The sequence below is a fragment of the Formivibrio sp. oc-25 genome (genome assembly GCF_055810895.1).
In genome coordinates, this window is sequence record NZ_JBVVOL010000039.1 from 1 (window position 1) to 18,960 (window position 18,960).

General features: G+C 56.9%; 19 protein-coding genes. 9 read left to right on the forward strand and 10 right to left on the reverse strand.

The window, feature by feature from the left end; genetic code table 11:
* Positions 1-183: 183 nt before the first annotated feature.
* Entirely contained in the window at positions 184-459 is a 276-nt protein-coding gene (locus AC0KVQ_RS15100; protein ID WP_473422013.1) for a metal/formaldehyde-sensitive transcriptional repressor, read from the reverse strand.
* A 77-nt stretch (positions 460-536) separates the two neighbouring features.
* Here AC0KVQ_RS15100 and dmeF point away from each other — a divergent pair, with 77 nt between their 5' ends.
* From dmeF to AC0KVQ_RS15115, 3 genes are all read left to right on the forward strand, one after another.
* The gene (dmeF, locus tag AC0KVQ_RS15105) at positions 537-1,484 is read left to right on the forward strand and encodes a CDF family Co(II)/Ni(II) efflux transporter DmeF (RefSeq protein WP_473422014.1); all 948 of its coding nucleotides are present in this window, start codon (positions 537-539) and stop codon (positions 1,482-1,484) included.
* Positions 1,485-1,585: 101 nt separating this feature from the next.
* The gene (gene fumC, locus AC0KVQ_RS15110) at positions 1,586-2,974 is read left to right on the forward strand and encodes a class II fumarate hydratase (protein ID WP_473422015.1); all 1,389 of its coding nucleotides are present in this window, start codon (positions 1,586-1,588) and stop codon (positions 2,972-2,974) included.
* Positions 2,975-3,333: 359 nt separating this feature from the next.
* On the forward strand, positions 3,334-3,633 hold the full coding sequence (locus tag AC0KVQ_RS15115; RefSeq protein WP_473422016.1) for a DUF2934 domain-containing protein: 300 nt from the start codon (positions 3,334-3,336) through the stop codon (positions 3,631-3,633).
* Between the two features lie 73 nt (positions 3,634-3,706).
* On the opposite strand, the gene mepK is transcribed toward AC0KVQ_RS15115, so the two are convergent.
* Positions 3,707-4,306 (reverse strand): peptidoglycan L,D-endopeptidase MepK, encoded by a 600-nt coding sequence (mepK, locus tag AC0KVQ_RS15120; RefSeq protein WP_473422017.1) that lies wholly within the window; start codon positions 4,304-4,306, stop codon positions 3,707-3,709.
* 19 nt (positions 4,307-4,325) lie between these two features.
* Positions 4,326-5,915: a L,D-transpeptidase family protein gene (locus AC0KVQ_RS15125; RefSeq protein WP_473422018.1), complete on the reverse strand. Its 1,590-nt coding sequence runs from the start codon at positions 5,913-5,915 to the stop codon at positions 4,326-4,328.
* 300 nt (positions 5,916-6,215) lie between these two features.
* On the opposite strand from AC0KVQ_RS15125, the gene AC0KVQ_RS15130 reads away from it, so the two are divergent.
* On the forward strand, positions 6,216-6,878 hold the full coding sequence (locus tag AC0KVQ_RS15130; protein ID WP_473422019.1) for a Clp protease ClpP: 663 nt from the start codon (positions 6,216-6,218) through the stop codon (positions 6,876-6,878).
* 197 nt (positions 6,879-7,075) lie between these two features.
* The gene (locus tag AC0KVQ_RS15135; RefSeq protein WP_473422020.1) at positions 7,076-7,270 is read left to right on the forward strand and encodes a hypothetical protein; all 195 of its coding nucleotides are present in this window, start codon (positions 7,076-7,078) and stop codon (positions 7,268-7,270) included.
* Positions 7,271-7,527: 257 nt separating this feature from the next.
* Here the strand turns inward: AC0KVQ_RS15135 and AC0KVQ_RS15140 are convergent, their stop codons facing one another.
* Together AC0KVQ_RS15140 and AC0KVQ_RS15145 are read right to left on the reverse strand one after the other, a co-directional pair.
* Complete coding sequence (locus tag AC0KVQ_RS15140; RefSeq protein WP_473422021.1) at positions 7,528-7,743, reverse strand: heavy-metal-associated domain-containing protein; 216 nt, start codon at positions 7,741-7,743, stop codon at positions 7,528-7,530.
* Between the two features lie 110 nt (positions 7,744-7,853).
* Complete coding sequence (locus tag AC0KVQ_RS15145) at positions 7,854-8,411, reverse strand: bifunctional pyr operon transcriptional regulator/uracil phosphoribosyltransferase PyrR (RefSeq protein WP_473422022.1); 558 nt, start codon at positions 8,409-8,411, stop codon at positions 7,854-7,856.
* Between the two features lie 163 nt (positions 8,412-8,574).
* Between AC0KVQ_RS15145 and AC0KVQ_RS15150 the strand changes: the two genes are divergently transcribed.
* Complete coding sequence (locus tag AC0KVQ_RS15150; protein WP_473422023.1) at positions 8,575-9,183, forward strand: isochorismatase family protein; 609 nt, start codon at positions 8,575-8,577, stop codon at positions 9,181-9,183.
* Positions 9,180-10,526 (forward strand): nicotinate phosphoribosyltransferase, encoded by a 1,347-nt coding sequence (locus AC0KVQ_RS15155; RefSeq protein WP_473422024.1) that lies wholly within the window; start codon positions 9,180-9,182, stop codon positions 10,524-10,526. Before AC0KVQ_RS15150 ends, AC0KVQ_RS15155 begins: the two co-directional genes overlap by 4 nt.
* Positions 10,527-10,531: 5 nt before the next feature.
* Here the strand turns inward: AC0KVQ_RS15155 and AC0KVQ_RS15160 are convergent, their stop codons facing one another.
* From AC0KVQ_RS15160 to AC0KVQ_RS15170, 3 genes are read right to left on the reverse strand one after another with little or no spacing between them, the layout of a single operon-like run.
* Positions 10,532-12,958 carry a Lon protease family protein gene (locus AC0KVQ_RS15160; RefSeq protein ID WP_473422025.1) on the reverse strand — a complete coding sequence of 809 codons (2,427 nt, stop codon included), beginning with the start codon at positions 12,956-12,958 and terminating at the stop codon, positions 10,532-10,534.
* A gap of 35 nt (positions 12,959-12,993) precedes the next feature.
* Positions 12,994-14,574, reverse strand: coding sequence for a bifunctional aminoglycoside phosphotransferase/ATP-binding protein (locus AC0KVQ_RS15165; RefSeq protein WP_473422026.1), 1,581 nt, complete (start codon positions 14,572-14,574; stop codon positions 12,994-12,996).
* On the reverse strand, positions 14,564-15,286 hold the full coding sequence (locus AC0KVQ_RS15170; RefSeq protein ID WP_473422027.1) for a protein-L-isoaspartate(D-aspartate) O-methyltransferase: 723 nt from the start codon (positions 15,284-15,286) through the stop codon (positions 14,564-14,566). The genes AC0KVQ_RS15165 and AC0KVQ_RS15170 overlap by 11 nt, the downstream gene beginning before the upstream one ends.
* A 154-nt stretch (positions 15,287-15,440) precedes the next feature.
* On the opposite strand from AC0KVQ_RS15170, the gene AC0KVQ_RS15175 reads away from it, so the two are divergent.
* Positions 15,441-16,646 (forward strand): polysaccharide pyruvyl transferase family protein, encoded by a 1,206-nt coding sequence (locus tag AC0KVQ_RS15175; protein ID WP_473422028.1) that lies wholly within the window; start codon positions 15,441-15,443, stop codon positions 16,644-16,646.
* A gap of 10 nt (positions 16,647-16,656) precedes the next feature.
* Positions 16,657-17,067, forward strand: a complete 411-nt coding sequence (locus AC0KVQ_RS15180) for a DUF2784 domain-containing protein (protein ID WP_473422029.1) — start codon at positions 16,657-16,659, stop codon at positions 17,065-17,067.
* A gap of 59 nt (positions 17,068-17,126) precedes the next feature.
* Here the strand turns inward: AC0KVQ_RS15180 and AC0KVQ_RS15185 are convergent, their stop codons facing one another.
* Positions 17,127-18,017: a DMT family transporter gene (locus AC0KVQ_RS15185; RefSeq protein ID WP_473422030.1), complete on the reverse strand. Its 891-nt coding sequence runs from the start codon at positions 18,015-18,017 to the stop codon at positions 17,127-17,129.
* A 247-nt stretch (positions 18,018-18,264) separates the two neighbouring features.
* Positions 18,265-18,960: enolase C-terminal domain-like protein (locus AC0KVQ_RS15190; RefSeq protein ID WP_473422031.1), on the reverse strand; the 696-nt coding region annotated here is incomplete at its 5' end.

An 18,960-nucleotide genomic window follows, 5' to 3' on the forward strand; every position in this document is an offset into this window, starting at 1 on the left:
TATGTGGGTTTGTTTGTGGTGTTGCTGATTGTGACCTATGTTCCGGTGGTGTCGTTGCTGCTGCCGTGGCTGGGCGGGTTGGTATCCGATGCGCAGATCTGTGCGGCGACGTCGCTGTTCTGTAGCTGATTGTTTCTGGCGTTCTTAAAGAGCCCTGCCGGTGAAAACCGGCAGGGCTTTTTGTTATTTCAGGTACGAACGCAAGACGCTAACCACCTGTTCGAGATCTTCTTCACGTTGCGCAGTACTGGGTATCTCAGCGCCCAGATGTTCACGCAGATGCCCCTCGAGTACTTCCAGCATCAGTCCGTTCACTGCGCCTCTGATAGCAGCAATCTGCTGCAAAACCGCCGAGCATTCCACACCTTGTTCCAGTGCATTTTCCAGTGCGGCTGCCTGACCTTTGATGCGACGAACGCGTGTCAGCAATTTGGATTTGTGCTTGATGGTATGCGGCATTTTTCACCTGAATCAATTTGCGGGAATTATACTGGGGTATAGTATACGCATGAGAATGATTATCAAGGGTACGGATCATGCACACGCTATCTTACGAAAACAGCAGGAACCATTCACACGTTTTTGATACGGGCAATCCACTGGCGGAACGCAATACCCGCTGGGCCGTGATCCTGACGGCTATCGTGATGGTGGCAGAAATTACTGGCGGTTGGTTGTTCAACTCGATGGCGTTGCTGGCCGATGGCTGGCATATGAGTTCGCATGCCCTGGCCTTGGGGTTATCTGTGCTGGCCTATGCCGCAGCCAGACGTTATTCCACTGATCAGCGTTTCGCCTTTGGTACCTGGAAAATCGAAATTCTGGGTGGCTATACCAGCGCGATTTTCTTGGTGGGGGTGGCAGCACTGATGTTGTTTCAGTCGGTCGAGCGCCTGATTTCACCCAAGCCGATTCATTATGATCAGGCCATCGCGCTGGCTTTTCTCGGCCTGCTGGTGAACCTGGCCTGCGCCTGGTTGCTACGTGATCACCACGATCACCATGGTCATGATCATCATCACGACCATGGCCATGATCATGACGCGCACCATCATGATCTGAATCAGCGCGCGGCATATCTGCATGTCATTGCAGATGCCGCAACATCGGTGCTGGCCATCATCGCCCTGCTCGGAGGCAAGCTGTGGCAGGCCAATTGGCTCGATCCCGTCATGGGGATTGTCGGTGCGCTCATGGTATCGATATGGGCTTATGGGCTTTTGCGCGATACCGGCCGGGTTCTGCTTGATGCCGAAATGGATGCGCCGGTTGTGGCCGAAATTCGTGAGCTTGTTGCTGCCAGTCCAGTTCCGGCCAGAATCAGCGATTTGCATGTGTGGCGGGTAGGCAAGGGCAAGTACGCCTGCATTCTAGCCCTGGAAACCACGGAGCCGGTCGACCCGGATAGCTTCCGGCAACAATTGGCCATTCATGAAGAACTGGTACACGTGACGGTTGAAATCAACCCCATATTCAACCGTTGATCCCGCCTGAAGGCCGCATATCCCCAACGATACGCGATGCTTCTTGCCGACCTGCTCCGCCATGCTTATTACACAATCAGGGCACGAGCAGGAGAGGGTAGATGAGGCGAGTAGAACGCGATGCACTGGGACCTGTAGATGTGCCAGCCGAACATCTGTGGGGGGCGCAGACGCAGCGCTCGCTGATGTATTTCCATATCTCACAAGAGCGCATGCCCAAAGAGGTCATTCTGGCCCTGGCAGAGATCAAGCGCGCGGCGGCGCAAGTCAATGCCAGACTGGGCCTGCTCGATGCGGGCAAGGCGAATGCCATTATTTCGGCAGCCGACGAAATACTTGCTGGCCTGCACGAAAATGAATTTCCGCTTTCTGTCTGGCAGACCGGTTCCGGTACGCAAACCAATATGAATCTCAATGAGGTGCTGGCTAACCGGGCATCCGAATTGCTGGGCGGCGAGCGAGGCATGCAGCGTTGCATTCATCCGAACGATGAGGTCAATCGGGGGCAGTCGTCGAACGATGTGTTTCCCACCGCGATGCATGTGGCGGCCTGTCTGGCCCTGCACCAGCAACTGCTGCCTGCCTTGCAGGCGTTGCGTGTTGCGCTGGCGGAAAAGGCGCAGGCTTTCGAAGCCATCATCAAGATCGGTCGAACTCATTTGCAGGATGCCACGCCCTTGACGCTTGGGCAGGAATTTTCCGGTTACGTGGCCCAGCTCAGGCAGGTCGAGGAAGCCATAGCGGCGACCTTGCCCGGATTGTACGCGCTGGCAATCGGTGGCACGGCTGTGGGAACCGGGCTCAATACGCATCCGGAATTTGGAAGTGGCGTGGCGCAAGCACTGGCACTTCGCACCGGTTTGCCGTTTGTGGCTGCTGGTAATAAATTCGCTGCATTGGCTTGCCATGATCCGCTGTTGTTTGCGCATGGCGCACTGAAGATGCTGGCGGCAGCATTGATGAAAATTGCCAACGATATTCGCTGGCTCGCATCTGGTCCGCGCGCAGGATTGGCGGAGATTGCCTTGCCGGAGAATGAGCCTGGCAGTTCGATCATGCCGGGCAAGGTCAACCCGACCCAGTGCGAGGCGCTGACCATGTTGTGCTGTCAGGTATTTGGCAACGATGTGGCTATCAATATCGGTGGCGCCAGTGGCAATTTCGAGCTGAACGTTTTCAAGCCATTGATCATTCATGCTTTCATGCAAAGCGTGCGTCTGCTGGCCGATGGCATGCACAGCTTCGAGGCGCATTGCGTGCGAGGTATCGAACCCCGTCAGGAACGCATTGCCGAGTTGCTTGAACGTTCACTGATGCTGGTCACCGCACTGGCTCCCCATATCGGCTACGATCGTGCCGCCGAAATCGCCAAGCGCGCGCACCGCGACAACAGTACGCTCAAAGAGGCGGCCCTTGCCCTCGGCTATGTCAGCAATGAAGATTTTGAGCGCTGGGTAAAGCCGGACAATATGCTGCATCCCGATTCTTAATCGCCCGGAAAATGAGCTAACGCGGCGCAGATTTTTTTGAATTCGCTGTCTAAAATGGAATCCATGTTGCCCATGAATGGGTTCTGCGCGAGGTGAATGCAATGTTTTGCTGGATTTCCAAGCTGTGGCAACGCTATGCAAACTGGTGTGACAGCAACGGACTTAACCCCGATGATGGTCGCTGCTGTTTGCCTAAAGTCAGATCAGAGGCGTGCAAACACGCAGATAGCGTTTGCCAAACGCGACAGGATGGCAGTAACGATAACAGTCGCACGGCATAGTGGCATTGAAATTGCATGGTACGGAATTGCTCGGTAGCAAGTCAGGCCAAGCAGAGTTTTTACAAAGGAGAGTGTGTCATGGCTGAAGAAGTGATTGCCCCCAAAAAACGGGCGCCCCGCAAGAAAGCGGAAGCTGTAGTACCCGCAGCGGCCGTTGCCGTTGAGCAAAAACCGGAAAAGCCCGTCAAGAAACGGGCGACCCGCAAGGCAGCCGCAGCAACCATTTCAGCGGAAGAGCGCCATCATCTGATTGAAGTGGCTGCGTACTATATTGCCGAGCGGCGTGGTTTTGCCGAGGGTTCCATTGAATGCGACTGGCTGGAAGCCGAGAAACAAATAGATAGCATGATTGCAGAGGGCAAATTCACGGCCATTTGAGAATCATGCAAAGTCAGTAGAAAGAGGCCCTGATCAGGGCCTCTTTCATTGTCAGTCTATGTTCAGGCAAGGATCAGCCTTGCCAGGTGCGCACTCTGCCAGTGTCGATGTGCACAAATTGCTGTCCTGGATAAAAACCCACGCCACCGCCGCGCATGGATAGCGCTGCATCGCGCAAATCCTTCAGCGGCACGCCGGGCAGACGGATATCCACAGCTTTGCCTTCCATGTGCAGGCTATGCTTGGCCACGCCACCGCCGCGCGTATTGCGCAGCAGGGTGTTGGTTTTCGGGCTGCGATAGCCGGAAATGATCTGGACAGAAGCCTTGCTGCCCAGTGTCTGCCTGATCTGATAGAGCAGATCAAACAATTCAGGATCCATTTTGCCAATTTCCCCGGAATAATGGTCGCGCAGGAAGTGGTTGAGCGTATCCAGTGATTCGGGAATGTAATCGCTGTTGGATGCATACAGCAGTGAAAGCTGTTCGCGTGTATGCAGATGATCCAGTGCCAGTTTTCGTGCATTCGGCAGCTCGATCACGGGGGATGAAGGTGTCGTTTGCAATGATGCCCAACTCGGAACTGCCAGGGGCAAGGTGGCGCTGGCGAGGGCAAGTTTGGCTGTTTGGCCGAGAAAATGGCGGCGAGAGAGTGTATCGGTTGTCTTTGTCATAAGTCCGTATGCGGTGCGTTCAGTTCGACGACGCCGTGTTGGCAAGTGTCGACGGTTTACGTTGGCGCAGGGCGTTTTCCAGAAGCTGATCGTACCCGTAGATATCCGGGAAGAAATAGATCCGTTCGTCATTTGCGACCATCACCGTCTGATAGGCAAGCACAACCGGTATCGGTTCCCGCAAGCGGATCGTTCGAGATTCACCTTTGTCCATGGCTTCGGTGATCCGGGTTTCATCCCAGGCAGGATCATCACGCAACACGAATTTGGCCAGTTCGAATGGATACTGGATACGAATGCAGCCATGGCTGAAATCACGCCGTTCATGCGTGAACAGTTGTTTGGCCGGGGTGTCGTGCATGTAGATGTTTTCATGATTGGGGAAAACAAACTTGATTTTCCCCAGTGCATTTTCCGGACCGGGCCGCTGGCGGATACGCTGTTCGCCGCGCAATACCCCCTCGATATTGGCATGGGAGAGGTTTCTGTCGATCGCCCGGTTATTGCCCACGAACTCAAAACCCTGTTCATAAAAGTAGGCCGGATCGCGGCGAAGCTTGGGGATAGTTTCCCCGCGCGCAATCGAACGAGGAACATTCCAGTAAGGGCTGAATTCGATAAAACGCATGGTTTCATCAAACAGGGGCGTACGAGTCTTGCCTGCATTGCCGACAATTATCCTGCTGTAGAACATGAGCTCCATACCCCGAGGACTACCTTCAAAAGCGCGCAGGGCAAATTCCGGAATGTTTACGTGGATCATGCGCTGCTGGCGGTAGATGGGTGTCCAGCGCAATCTTTCCATATTCAACGTGATCTGCCCGACGCGTTGCGCAGGGGTTATCTGCAGCTGCTCCAGGGTTTTGGCACCGATTACTCCATCCGCCACCAGGCCATGCCGCTGCTGGAACGCACGGACAGCTTGCGCCAAACGGGCGTCGTACAAGCCGTTTGCCGTTGCATCAGGCGCAAGATCGCCCAAGGCTTGCAGGCGATGCGCCAGTAGTGCCACGCCGGCATAGCTTTGTCCTGCTTCCAGTTTTTTGCCGGGCAGGGGCGGTAATGGAGCTTGCCAGGCAGGGTGTTGCTGCAGTGGCCGATAGCGGGCCAGCGCCTGGCGCAGGTTGTCATAAAAAGGTGAGGCCGGTACGGCATTGCGGCTGTATTCGGCCAGTTTCCCGACAGACAATGCATTGCGCAGATAACTTGCCGCATCGAATTTGTCCGTGGGTGCGGAATAGTCCGCCCGTACCTGCTCTGGCGTTATCCGCCCCGAATGCAGATCAGACAAATAGCGCTGCATGGCGCTGGTCAGTGTCTGATCCAGTTGTTCGATCCGGGCAGATGGCAGGCGGCCAGTTGCGCTGGCATTGTTGATGCCCATGGCCAGGGATTCCGCTTCGTAGTCGGCCGGATCGAGTCCTTCGGAGGTGGCCTGCGCCAGAATTTCAACGGCCTGGTGTGCTTCGGCGGTGGGCAGGCCATCTCGGAACCAGAGTAGGGCATCCTCTGCCGCGACATGCGTGCTGGCAATGCCGGCAAACATGGCTAGGCACAGCATGGGGTCGGCCAACAGGTGCCGCAGCCGGATGAGTGTTCGACAGGCCATGGTGGAGTCTCCGCACTGTCTCTTAGAACCTGTTCACAATCTTACTGCGAGGCCGTGATCAGGGTTCATGTGCTGCTCAAAATCCTCATGTACTCCTTGTACATTCCGGTTTTTGCGCTGCTCTTCACCCTGCTGACGACCTCTCGCTACAGATTGTGAACAAGTTCTTGGGAAAAGCGGTTGCGTTTTAAGGCGCAAACGTCGCGCAGTCCTTTCTTCTATGATGGTACTGAGAGTCCGGAGTTCCAAGCCGGCATGTGTAATTCCGGACGATGCGTTCCCATCGTGAGGAGAAGCGCCATGACCCTGTCAGAACATAGACTGTTACCCGTGTGCAACAAGTCCGATGATGATGACGAGACGGAAACACCGCTGCCGGTTTTCAAGCGTTACGAAACACAAGGAGTCGTCCGGCAGATTTCCTTCTACCTGTCGGGCGAGATCGGTGCGCCGATCCAGTACACCGATCTGTTGTACACGCTCAGAACCGCGAGCGAAGTGGACATCATCTATCTGCACCTTAATACGCCGGGCGGCAATTTTGATACCGGCTTGCAGATCATCAACAACATAGGCGCCAGCCCTGCGCGTGTCATCACCGTACTGGAGGCGCGTGCCTATTCGATGGGAGCGCTCATTTTCCTGTCCGGCGATGAGCTGATCGTGCATGACACCTGCCAATTGATGTTCCACAACTATTCCTCTGCGCTGATCGGCAAGGGCAATGAACAGCAGGCGCAAGTGCTTGCCATCAGCAAGTGGTTCGAGAAGGTCATGCGCCACGTCTGCAAACCGTTTCTGATGGATGACGAGGTTGAGCGGATCTTGCGTGGCGAAGATATCTGGATGGATTCCGATGAAATCCATCGACGCATGGGAAACCTGCAAAAAGGGCAACCAGCGGTACGCAAGCGCAAGCCGGCGATCAAGCAGAATGTCTCCGCGCCGGGCAAGCATGAATGATCACCGAAGCAATTTTTCCTTGTAACCCTGAGCCTGCCTTCTATACTGGAAAGTACCAATTGAGTTGTTTTTGATCGCCAAGTGTACGCATGGTGTAACGGCATGTGCGGCGAGATAAAACTTCAGGATTGGTATGGTCGCCTGCTGTTGGGATGGCCATGTTTCACGCGACACGCCAATAACAAACGGGAATAGAAATGGTAAAAGGTATGGATACTGGATTTTATGTTGTGTATGCCGAGCCCTGTGTAGATGGCTTGAATGGGGAGACCATGCAAATTCGCCATATTCCTGTGAGCAACCGTTGTCATCTGGACATTGAAAGTGCCAAGAGGGAGTACGACGAGTTATCCACCAAAATCGGCAAATTGTTGGGGCTGGTTCAGGTGTGATGGATTTTTGCCTGGATGGTCAATCGGGCAAGCAAGACAGGGCATTTTTGATCAACGCATTGATTCGACAAGCAGCAAATCACGACCCGTGATGGTGCTGGCAACATGGAACCGACAAGTAACCACCCGCTTCATGGCCTGAGTGCCGGAAGCGGGTTTTCATTTGGATAAACCTGAAACTGCGGGATTCTGACAGACGCACAAGGCCACTTTCAGGCTGCAAAGCTCTGAAACTAGCCTTGCGATTGGAAATACGATCACCAGCCGCTTTGCATTTCAACCAAGGCCGGGCTGTAACCTGCGTTGCGGATGGCGGATTCAATATCTTCCGCTGCCATGGATGTATCGACGCGAACCAGATGTTCTGCGACATTCACTTCGACCACGGCATCCAGATCAGTATTTTTGATGGCGTCGGCTACAGTACCGGCACATAGATCACTGATCAGATCTTCAACGATGAATTCGATCATGATGTTTACTCCTCCTGGGTATCCCGGTCTGCCAACTGGGCCGGTAGTGATTTATTGAGAATTATTCTTTTTGATCCTGAATCGGCCCGCGAGTTCCATTACGGGGCCCATCATGCTTGCAGTTGCAGCAAATCAATTTTGAGTTGCGCCTCATAAGGCGGAATGTTGCATTCGATGACATCTGGCGGTGCCACATCCAGCCGGATGCCCACCACATCGGTACGAATCGGAAGCAAGGTCGCGCCACGGTCGACCAGTACCGCCACGCGAATTTCATCCGGTGCCATATTGGCCAGAAAGGTCACGGCACGCAGCAGGGAATGCCCGGTATAGAGCACGTCATCGACCACCAGCAGGGTATGGCCGCGCAGATCCAGTCCGGCCAACTCGTGGGTGTTAAGCCGGGTTTCTGGATAGAGCAGGGTGAGATCATCGGCATAGCGCTTGATATCCAGATTCAGCCGCACGGGTGGGGCGAGGCTGTATTCGCGAACCAGGATTTCAGTAATCCGGTCAGCCAGCGGCGCGCCACGGCGCAAGATGCCGATCACGGCGACTCGATCGCGCCTGGCCAGCAGCCCGGCGATTTGCCTTGCCATGTCTTCCAGTACCACGTTGAGCTGTGCCGCATCGTAGAGACAGGTACGCAATCCTTTGGGCTTATCCATGATGATCTCCCGCTCGGCGTTGTTTCGTTGCGAAAAAACTTACAAGCGATGCTGTGCTGGCTATAAAAGCATTTGTGCGATGCGGTATTGGCGATATGTGCGTAGAGCCTCGCTGCAAGACTTTGAACTTGAACAGGTCCTTACAGCATAGCCGAGGTAAGAAATGGATCTGCCGGAAAAAACCGTTTCACTGCAATCAACGGATGCACTGGTCGTTGTCGATGTGCAGCGTGATTTTCTGCCAGCCGGCGCGCTGGCTGTTCCGCATGGCGATGAAGTCGTGCCGGTCATCAATCGCTATATCGCGCTTTTCCACGCACGGGGCTTGCCCGTGATATTCACCCGTGACTGGCATCCCGCCAACCATTGCTCTTTCCAGCAACAGGGCGGGCCTTGGCCCGAGCATTGTGTTGCCGATACCAGCGGCGCGGCTTTTGCGCCGAATCTGCTGCAGCCGGCAGATTCCTGGGTGATATCCAAGGCCACCGAGGCGCAGCAGGATGCATATTCCGGTTTTCAGGGAACGGGCCTGGCACAACGACTGCAGCAGCGAGGATGCCAGCGGCTCTATATCTGCGGATTGGCCACCGATTACTGTGTGCTGGAAACGGTGAAGGATGCATTAACAGGAAAATTCCGGGTATTCCTGCTGCAAGATGCCATACGGGCGGTCGATGTTCACGCAGATGACGGCGCGCGGGCAATCCGGATAATGCAGGTGGCCGGGGCCCGCATCTTGAGTTATGACGATTTGTGCGAGGCACAGCCATGAATCATGAGAGCGTCTTGCTGACGGATTTGTATGAACTCACCATGCTGCAGGCGTATTTCGACGAAGACATGCACGATCAGGCTGTATTTGAACTCTATGTGCGTACCTTGCCGGAACAACGCAATTTCTTGCTGCTGGCAGGGATTGAACAGGCGCTCGATTATCTGGAAAAGCTGCATTTCAGCCAGGAAGACGTGGATTGGCTCAAGCAAACCGGGCGCTTCAAGGCGGATTTCCTGCATTGGCTGCGCGATTTGCGCTTCACCGGCGAGGTGTACGCCATGCGCGAAGGCAGCGTTTTCTTTGCCAATGAACCCGTGTTGCGGATTGAGGCGCCGATTGCTGAAGCACAACTGGTGGAAAGCCGCCTGATCAACCTGGTCAACTATTCATCGTTGATCGCCAGCAAGGCCGCACGCTGTGTCCTGGCCGCACCGGGCAAGCTACTGATCGATTTCGGCCTGCGTCGCGCGCATGGCGCCGAGGCTGGCATGCTGGCGGCTCGCGCCGCCTATCTGGCCGGATTCGCCGGCACGGCCACGGTGCTGGCTGGACAGCGTTATGGCATCCCCATCTTTGGCACCATGGCACATTCCTATATCGAAGCCCATGCGAGCGAATCCAATGCTTTCCTGCAATTTGCCTTGTCACAGCCGCAAAATCTTACCTGGCTGATCGATACCTACGATACCGAAGCTGCTGCTGCCAAGGTGGTGGCGCTGGCGCCACAATTGCATGCGCGCGGCATCAAATTGAATTCGGTACGTATCGATAGCGGTGATCTGGCAGGCCATGCCAGGCAGGTCAGGTCGATCCTGGATGCCGGCGGGTTGCAAGAGGTGCGCATTTTTGCCAGTGGCAATCTCGATGAAGTGGCCATTGCCCACCTGTTGGCCGAGCGCGCACCAATTAACGGTTTCGGCATCGGCACCAAGCTGACCACCTCTGCTGACATGGCCTATCTGGATTCCGCCTATAAATTGCAGGCCTATGCCGGCAAACCACGGCGCAAGCGCTCGGAAGGCAAGGCAACCTGGCCGGGTGCCAAGCAGGTCTACCGGATATTCGGCGAGGACAGCCGTTTTGCCTGCGATCATGTCACGCTGGAGGAGGAAATACCGCCCTGTGATTGCTGGGTGCCGCAACTCAGGCACGTGATGCATCAGGGCAGGCGCATCAACCGACCCGAACCGCTGCATTCATTGCGCGAGCATGCTGCGACCTCCCTGACGCGATTGCCGCACGCTTTGCGCGCACTTGCGACCAGCGCCGAGCCGTATCCGGTCAGCATCTCGCCACGGCTGCAGGCACTGGCCGAGTGGCTGGATAAGGATCAGCACTGACTGCACTATTTTCCCTTGCTGCGTGAAGGACGGGATTTGCGCCCTGACTCCTGCGCCAGCGACTTGCGCAGATCGAACCAGTCGCCAAGGCGCTTGGCCACCTTGGCATTGATGCTTTGCGGCGGGTAATGATCATGCGCATCGGCCTCGCCTGCTGCCAGGCCAGTGAGCAGCGAGATCGCCTGATCGACGTGTTCGATCGGATAAATGTGGAATTTACCGGCTTGCGCGGCAGCCACGACATCCCAGCGCAGCATCAGGTGTTTGACGTTGGCCGCCGGTATCAGAACGCCCTGGTCTCCTGTTAACCCGCGAGCCACGCAGATATCGAAGAACCCCTCGATTTTTTCGTTGACCGCGCCGATTGCCTGCGCCTGGCCAAACTGGTTGACCGAACCCGTGATGGCCAGTGATTGCCGGATCGGTGCCTCGGCCAGGTTGGAGAGCAACACGCACAACTCTGCCATCGATGCACTGTCGCCATCGATCATGGCATAGGATTGCTCGAAGGCCAGGCTGGCGGAAAAGGCCAGCGGCCGGTTCTTGCCATAACGTGATGTCAGGAAGGCACTCAGAATCAGTACGCCTTTCGAATGAAACGCGCCGGATAATTTCACTTCACGCTCGATATTGACCAAATCGCCCTCACCCAGCCGGGTGGTGGCGGTGATGCGCGTTGGCATGGCAAAAGCAAAATTGCCCAGTGCCAGCACGGAAAGCGCGTTGATCTGCCCGATCACGCTGCCCTGGGTGTCGATCATCAGGGTGCCGCGCAGGATTTCTTCATGCAGGCGCGAACGCAAGCGATCCTGCCGGTGGATCTGCGTGTCGATGGCCTGCTGCACATCGGAGGCCCCGACAACGGTATGACCTGCCTCGTGCGCCCAGTAATCCGCCTCCCGCAGCAGGTCTGCCACGCTGCGCATATGGGTCGATAGCCGTTCGGAATCGTTCACCAGCCGCGCACCGTATTCGACCACGCGCGCGACTGCACCACGATCGAGCGGGCGCAGCTTTTCCTTGCGGCAGAGCGTGGCGATCATGCGCGCATACAACATCTGCGATTCGGCCGTGCGCTCGATGCGCTCCTCGAAATCGGCCACCACCTTGAAGAGTTCGGCAAAGTCGGGGTCGTATTGCTCAAGCAGGTAATAAAGGAAGCGATCGCCGAACAGAACAATCTTCACATCAAGTGGAATCGGCTCGGGTTCGAGCGAGACCGTGCTGATCAGGCTGAAAATCTGCCCAAGTGATTCAATGCGGATTTCACGCGATTGCAGGGCGCGCTTCAATCCTTCCCAGCCGAAGGGTTGCAGCAGCACGCGGCGGATATCGAGCAGCAGATAACCGCCGTTGGCACGGTGCAGTGCGCCTGGTTTGATCAGGGTGAAATCGGTGATCAGTGCGCCCAGTTGCGAGATATGCTCCACCCGGCCAACCAGATTGCTGTAGGAAGGGTTGTCTTCCTCGATGATCGGTGCCCCATGCTTGTGGCCATTGCTGACCAGCACATTCACTTCATAACGATGGAAGTTCTGGCGCAACACGGCACCCATGTCGGCGACGCTGGGGGTTTCCTCCGGCTTGCGGAAATCATCGCCATGTTCGGCCATATCCTGCTGCACGGCATCGAGATAAGCCTGCACGGCGGGCAATTCGCGATAATCGGCGCGGATATCGTCGATCAGGTGCTCGACCATCGATAGCATGATCTCGCGATTGAGCTGCTTGATGCGCTCGCCGCGTTCCTTGCGCCACTGCGGCACGTGATGCAGGATCTTGGTCAGTTTTTCCTGCAGGCGGTTGATCGCGCTGGCCAGCCGGTTTTTTTCGGCATCGGGCAGCTTTTCATACTCTTCGGGTGGAATGACTTCCTTGTCGCGCGTGGGGGCAAAGCCAAAGCCGTCGGATGTGCGCAGCAACACCACATCATGCTGGCTGGCATCCTCTTCCAGTTCCTTGAACGCCTGCTCCTGCTGCTTGCTGAATTCTTCCTGGATGGCACTGACCTTGCTGCGATATTCATCGCTCTCAAACAGGGCCGGGATGGCCGTGCGCAGATAGTCAACCAGTTGCTCCATGTGCTGGCGAAGCCTGGCGCCCTTGCCGGTCGGCAGTTTCAGGGCCAGAGGTTTGTGGGGCTCGGCGAAATTGTTGACGTAACACCAGTCGGATGGATTGGATTCGGCATGCGATTTCTGTTCCAGGAACTGGCTTACCAGGCTGCGCTTGCCTATCCCTTCCGGGCCCAGCACAAACAGGTTGTAGCCCTCCCGCCTGATGCCGGCGCCAAACCGCACCGCATTGATGGCGCGCGTCTGGCCGATGATTTCGGTCATGTCAGGCAAATCCGCCGTGGTATGGAAACTGAACGCGTGCGGGTCACAGGCATGGTGGAGTTGCTGCGGCTTGAGGGGGGCTGGTGTTGTCATTTTTGCATTCCGCTCGCAAGTGATTCTCTCTTTCACTATAGGCAGCGTGGCGCCTGAAGATACAGACGGATTTGGTTCAACACGGCAGGCAGGTAGTCGTCGGTACTGTCTACGCTGATGCAGCAGGGCAGCTCGTCGGCCGCCAGGGTTTCGGCACTGGCCAATTGCTGCTCCAGAACTGCCAGCGTGGCCTCGGACGGGTCGTTGTGGCGCGCGACAATACGCTGGCGCATCACATCAACAGGCGCGTGGCAATCCAGGATCAGATAGGGCAGGCCGAGTCGGTGCGCCAGTTCACGAAAGAGATTGCGTTGCCATCGATACAGGCAGGCCGCATCGATGATTACCGGGTAGCCTGCTTGAGTCACCGTTTCCGCCAGTGTTGCCAACCGGGCATAAGTGGCCTCGGTTGCGGACGGCGTATACAGCCCGGTATTGAGCCCGGACTGGCTCGCCTGCAAGGGCGCCAATTGTTGCAGGCGCTTTCTTTCCACATCTGCGCGCAGACGTATGCCGCCAAGATGCTCGATGATCTGGCGAGCCAGCCGGCTTTTGCCGGAACCGGAAAAACCATGCGTGATCAAGAGCACCCGTGGCGTAGGCAGTCTCAGCAACTGGGCGATATCCAGATAATGGCTGGCGGCTTCAGTTGCCAACTGCTGTACGGATGGTGCCTGGGCTGGATCATTCTTGCGCAGGCACGCCACCTTGGCGCGAACCAGCGCACGGTAGACCATATAGAAACGCAGCATGGCCATGCCGGCGTAATCTCCGGTGTTCTCCAGCCAGGTATTGAGCAGGTGCCAGGCATAATCGGGCCGGCCATGTGCGACCAGATCCATGACCAGAAACGCCAGATCATTGATCACATCAATCCAGCGCAAGCTTGGGTTGAATTCGATGCAATCGAACGCCAGCGGCTTGCCCTGGTGCAGCAGCAGATTCCCCAGATGCAGGTCACCATGGCCTTCGCGAATCCATCCGGACGCTTGTCGCGCGCGCAGGGTCGCCTCCAGCGACGTGCATTCACGCTCGCACCAGGCATGCAGCGCACGCAGCCGCGCATCACCGGCAAGATCGGCACGCAGGGTCGTGAAATTATCGGCAACAGCTCCTTGCACCGTCTGCAGGCTACCAAAGACTGATGCTGGGGGGGCGCTTGGCATCTGCTGGTGAAATTCCGCCAGCCGCAATGCCAGGATATCGAGTTGGGAAAATGTCAGCTCATCACGTGCCAGTACCTGATCCAATAAATCACGCTGGGCAAACTCGGTCATTTTTACGGCAAATTCAATCGGTTCACCGCCGTTGTCCAGCACAGGGTGTTCCGGACTGCCCGAAAGTGGAACAACAGCCAGATACAACGATGGCGCCAATCGGCGGTTGAGGCGCAGCTCTTCCTCGCAGAAGAACTGACGCTGAGCCAGGGTGGTGTAGTCGACGAAACCCAGGTCGACGGCTTTCTTGATCTTGTAGGCAAAGTTGCCCGTTAACAGCACGAACGAGATATGTGTTTCGATGACACTGACATGACCGACCGGGTGCGGATAGCCGGCAGGATCGCGTAGCGCCTCAACCAGTCGGCGTTGCGCGGCCAGATCGAGTTCAGTGGCCATGATGCTCGCCACCTTCGCCATCCAGGCGCAGCTCGCCCGCATCCAGTGCGGAGAAGATCACTGGCAGGATGGCCTTGGTCTCGGTTCTGCCCAGGCCATCCTTGGTCAGCAGCAGCAATTGCTGGCTATAGAAATGGCCCACGGGCAGCACCATGCGACCGCCCGGCTTGAGTTGTTCGATCAGATCCGGCGGGATGGCATGCGGCGCGGCGGTTACGATCACCCTGTCATAGGGGGCATGTTCCGGCCAGCCAAGGTGGCCATCACCGTGGCGGATCTCGATATTGTCATAACCGAGACTGGCCAACCGTTTCCGTGCCTGGCAGGACAACCCTTCAATGCGCTCAACACTGTAGACTCGCCGCGCCAGGCGCGATAGCACCGCAGTCTGATAACCCAGCCCGGTACCGATTTCCAGAACTGTATTGCTTGGCTTGATCTGCAGCAGGTCGGTCATCAGTGCCACGATGAACGGCTGCGAGATCGTCTTGTCGTAGCCGATGGGAAGCGGCTGGTTGAGATAGGCATAGTCGCGCAGATCATCCGGAACAAACAAGTGCCGCGGCACTTGTGCCATGACAGCCATCACTTCGGCATCAAGGTTGAGCTTGCCGATGCAATCGCTTACGCAGTAGGTCTCGCTGGCGATTTCCTCCAGCATTTGCTGGCGCAGATGCTTGAAGCGGGATTCGTCCTGTTGCTGGGTTTGCATGATTCAACCCTTGGTATATCTGTTTTCATCCTAGACAAGAGCTTGCATTCTGGAATGCCGGCGGACAGACCAACGGTAGGCGAGGGGAGTTTTCTGACTGCGGCAATCCAGCCGGCCTATGCTCAGTGCAAGCGATGCATGATGAGCTTGCCCCATGCCAACTATCCTTTTCGGTGCATTCGATCGGCACAATTTCGGCGATCTGCTGTTTGCACATATCGCTGCGGCCTTGCTGCGCGATGAAGACGTGAGATTTGCCGGGCTGGTTGATCGCGATCTGCAGATCTACGGCGGGCATCGGGTCGAATCGTTGACGCGGCTGGCTGCTAAGTGTGCGAACCTTCCAGTCCGGCTGATCCATGTCGGCGGTGAAATCCTGACCTGCGATGCCTGGCAGGCAGCGATCATGCTGCAGCCACTCGATACAGTGCAGGGCACCATAGCGCGGCTGGATAACGATAAAGCAGCAAGGCACGCTTGGGCTGCGCGGCAGTTGGGCCTGAACGATCTGGCACCCTATTGCATATCGCGTGCGCTGTTTCCCCTGGCGGAGTCGATTGCCTATCTGGGCGTGGGCGGTGTAGATCTTGATGCGTGTGAGCTGGCGTTGCGTACCGAAGTGCTGGTCAAGCTTGCCGGGGCTGATTGGATTGGCGTGCGCGATGAGCGGACATTGGCGCATCTTGCCGCAGCCGGCATCGCTGCCAGCCTGGTCCCCGATCCGGCCGTGATGGTGGCAGAGTTTTTCGGCCAGAAAATCCTTGCGCATGGTCTGGCAGGCGAGGTTGCCCAGATCGCAAAACATTTTGCCGGCGGTTATCTTGCAATCCAGTTCAGTGCCGATTTCGGCGACGATGCCACGCTGGCCATCATCGCTGCCCAACTGGATCAGATCATGGCTGAGACTGGCCTGGGCGTGGTGCTGTTCCGCGCAGGTTCTGCGCCCTGGCATGATGACGCGGAGGTCTACCGGCGACTGGTGGCGCGCATGCAGGCCGAGAAGGTCACCGTGTTTGCATCGCTTGATATCTGGGACATCTGCGCGTTGATTGCAGGCAGCCGCGCCTACTGCGGCAGCAGCCTGCACGGCCGTATCGTGGCCATGGCCCATGGTTTGCCGCGTATCAATCTGGTCCATCCGACAACTGCCGCTGGTCACCCAAGCAAACAGGCTGCATTCGCTTCTACCTGGGAAGCCGAGGGCGTGCCTGAAACAGCCGAAGTGCCGATGATCGCGAGTGGGCTCAAGCTGGCGCTGGCTGTGGATGCCAGTCTGTTGCAGCAAACTGCGCATGCATTGGTTGAGCGCTTCAGGAGCTTTGCCGACGCAGTTCCTGTGTTGCAGGGTCGATCAGGATAAGGTGATTTCAATGCGGGAAGCATGGCTCTATCAGTGGCTGGCCGATGGCGTGCTGATGCTGCATTTTGCCGTGGTTGTTTTCGTTGTCGGCGGGCTGGTGCTGATCATCGCGGGCAACCTGCGCCAGTGGCAGTGGGTCAATGGCTTCCGCTTCAGGTTGCTGCATGGTGCAGCCATTGCTTTTGTCGTGGCACAAGCCTGGCTGGGTGCGGAGTGCCCGCTCACCACGCTGGAGCGCTGGCTGCGCCAGCAGGCACAGGCTCCAGTCCATCAGCAAGGTTTCATCGAATATTGGCTGCAGCGCATCCTGTTTTTCGAAGCGCCTGGCTGGGTTTTCGTGCTGGTCTATACCCTGTTTGGCCTGCTGGTACTGCTGATCTGGTTCTGCTTTCCGCCGAGTCACCGATGCCGCAGAAAATAGTCCGTGGTGTTGGGTAAGCGCCCTGATCACGGCTTTGCAGCGGGATCATGAGCAGGTTGTCATAAGATGTTGCGCAGCAAACTGCGTATCCAGTACCAGCGGCTTACGATCAGCGCGAAGAAAATCAGCAGACAGCCAAAAACCTGCAGCACGCCCATGGTTTCGCCATACCACCACGCAGCGGTGATGGCAGTGAGCATCGGTTCGAACATCATGATGATTGCGGTATGACTGGGTGTAGTCAGGCTTTGCCCGTACATTTGCAGGAAGAAACGCAAGGTCGTGGCCAAAAAGGCGCTGGCGGCGAACCAGCCCAGAACCTCAAGGGATACATGGCCAGGTACCGGTTCCAGCAAAAGTGCTGCCGGCAGAATCAAACTACCGACCACCAGCATCTGGATACTGCTTAACGCGCGGGCGGATACCTCGCGCAGCACGCGCGCGTTGATGTTGTATAGCAGTGCGAAGAGCAGGGCGGCACCCAGGTAAAACAGCTGCCCAGGTTCGACCTGAAAACCGTGCTCCAGCAGCAGGCAGGCAAAACCGGTCATCGAGATCGGCAATGCCAGCCAGGTACTCAGCGGGGGATGCTCCCCAAAGAACAGGCGGGCAAAAACCGGCACCAGAACCACGCTCATGCTGAAAATGAATGCACCTTCGCCAATGTGGGAGCTATGCGCCAGACCCAAGACCCAGAGTGCCATTGCCGCTGCAAACAATATTCCCACCAGTAATGGTCCACCCAGGGTGGTTCGCTTGATCGCCCGCAAATGCGGAATGCTCAGCACACTGAGCAGCAACCCGGCCAGAAGAAAGCGGGCGCCGATAAACAGCAGTGGTGGCATACCCGCCAGCGTTTCTTTTGAAAAAATCCAGCCCGCGCTGGCAATGAAGGTGGTGCCGAAAAGCAGCAGGTCGGCTTTGAAGGAGTGGGTGGGTTGGGTGGCCATGAAGCAAATGGGGCAAAAAGGCCCGGGAAAGGGTAGTGCACAATGCTAAAGCATTGCATGCTGCCCATGTCGGGATTGATGCGTTTCGTGGATATTCACATGGTGCCAAGCACAAATCGGCCCAGCAAATAACCCTCTCCCCAACCCTCTCCCGCAAGCGGGCGAGGGGAATGCTTGGCTAATCCACCAGTTTTGCTCCCTCTCCCGTATGCGGGAGAGGGTTGGGGAGAGGGGAAACAGCCGGCTCTCAAGGCACCTGCAAAGTGCCATCGACCAGCCGGGTCTGCGTCCATGTGGTGATGGTGTTCTCGCACGGATACTTGGCGGCTTCCGCTTCGTTGATATCCACACCCAGGCCCGGCTTGTCGTTGGCGTAGACATAACCGTTGCGGAACTCCGGCAGGCCGGGGAACACGTCGAGCAGCGCTTCACGCGGACCCTTGAGTTCCTGGATCACGAAGTTGGGCGGTTCGGTGCCCGACCATTCCTGCACGCCGAAATTGCGCGCGGCGAGGTCGATGTGGATGTTGGCAGCGTGCGCCATCGGCGACATGTCGCCCGGGCCGTGCCAGGCGGTGCGCACGTTGTATTGCTCGGCGAACAGTTGCAGCTTGCGGCCCGGGGTGATGCCACCGATCTGGCTCAGGTGCACGCGGATGTAGTCGATCAGGTGATCGGCAATGATCTTCTTCCACTCGTACGGATGGTTGAAGAGTTCGCCCTGCGCCAGCGGGATGCTGGTCTTGGCACGCAATTCCTTCAGCCATTCGCCTTCTTCCAGTGCAATTGCATCTTCGAGGAAGAACAGGTCGAACTGCTCCATTTCCTGCGCGAACTTGATTGCTTCGATCGGCTTCAGGCGTTCGTGCACGTCGTGGCAGAGCTGCACATCCCAGCCCACCTTGCTGCGGATGCCTTCGAACAGCTTGAGCGTATCGCGCAT

Coding starts and splice junctions, on each gene's coding strand:
- AC0KVQ_RS15100 (WP_473422013.1), bottom strand. CDS start 459: ATGCCGCATACCATCAAGCACAAATCCAAATTGCTGACACGCGTTCGT.
- dmeF (WP_473422014.1), top strand. CDS start 537: ATGCACACGCTATCTTACGAAAACAGCAGGAACCATTCACACGTTTTT.
- fumC (WP_473422015.1), top strand. CDS start 1,586: ATGAGGCGAGTAGAACGCGATGCACTGGGACCTGTAGATGTGCCAGCC.
- AC0KVQ_RS15115 (WP_473422016.1), top strand. CDS start 3,334: ATGGCTGAAGAAGTGATTGCCCCCAAAAAACGGGCGCCCCGCAAGAAA.
- mepK (WP_473422017.1), bottom strand. CDS start 4,306: ATGACAAAGACAACCGATACACTCTCTCGCCGCCATTTTCTCGGCCAA.
- AC0KVQ_RS15125 (WP_473422018.1), bottom strand. CDS start 5,915: ATGGCCTGTCGAACACTCATCCGGCTGCGGCACCTGTTGGCCGACCCC.
- AC0KVQ_RS15130 (WP_473422019.1), top strand. CDS start 6,216: ATGACCCTGTCAGAACATAGACTGTTACCCGTGTGCAACAAGTCCGAT.
- AC0KVQ_RS15135 (WP_473422020.1), top strand. CDS start 7,076: ATGGTAAAAGGTATGGATACTGGATTTTATGTTGTGTATGCCGAGCCC.
- AC0KVQ_RS15140 (WP_473422021.1), bottom strand. CDS start 7,743: ATGATCGAATTCATCGTTGAAGATCTGATCAGTGATCTATGTGCCGGT.
- AC0KVQ_RS15145 (WP_473422022.1), bottom strand. CDS start 8,411: ATGGATAAGCCCAAAGGATTGCGTACCTGTCTCTACGATGCGGCACAG.
- AC0KVQ_RS15150 (WP_473422023.1), top strand. CDS start 8,575: ATGGATCTGCCGGAAAAAACCGTTTCACTGCAATCAACGGATGCACTG.
- AC0KVQ_RS15155 (WP_473422024.1), top strand. CDS start 9,180: ATGAATCATGAGAGCGTCTTGCTGACGGATTTGTATGAACTCACCATG.
- AC0KVQ_RS15160 (WP_473422025.1), bottom strand. CDS start 12,958: ATGACAACACCAGCCCCCCTCAAGCCGCAGCAACTCCACCATGCCTGT.
- AC0KVQ_RS15165 (WP_473422026.1), bottom strand. CDS start 14,574: ATGGCCACTGAACTCGATCTGGCCGCGCAACGCCGACTGGTTGAGGCG.
- AC0KVQ_RS15170 (WP_473422027.1), bottom strand. CDS start 15,286: ATGCAAACCCAGCAACAGGACGAATCCCGCTTCAAGCATCTGCGCCAG.
- AC0KVQ_RS15175 (WP_473422028.1), top strand. CDS start 15,441: ATGCCAACTATCCTTTTCGGTGCATTCGATCGGCACAATTTCGGCGAT.
- AC0KVQ_RS15180 (WP_473422029.1), top strand. CDS start 16,657: ATGCGGGAAGCATGGCTCTATCAGTGGCTGGCCGATGGCGTGCTGATG.
- AC0KVQ_RS15185 (WP_473422030.1), bottom strand. CDS start 18,017: ATGGCCACCCAACCCACCCACTCCTTCAAAGCCGACCTGCTGCTTTTC.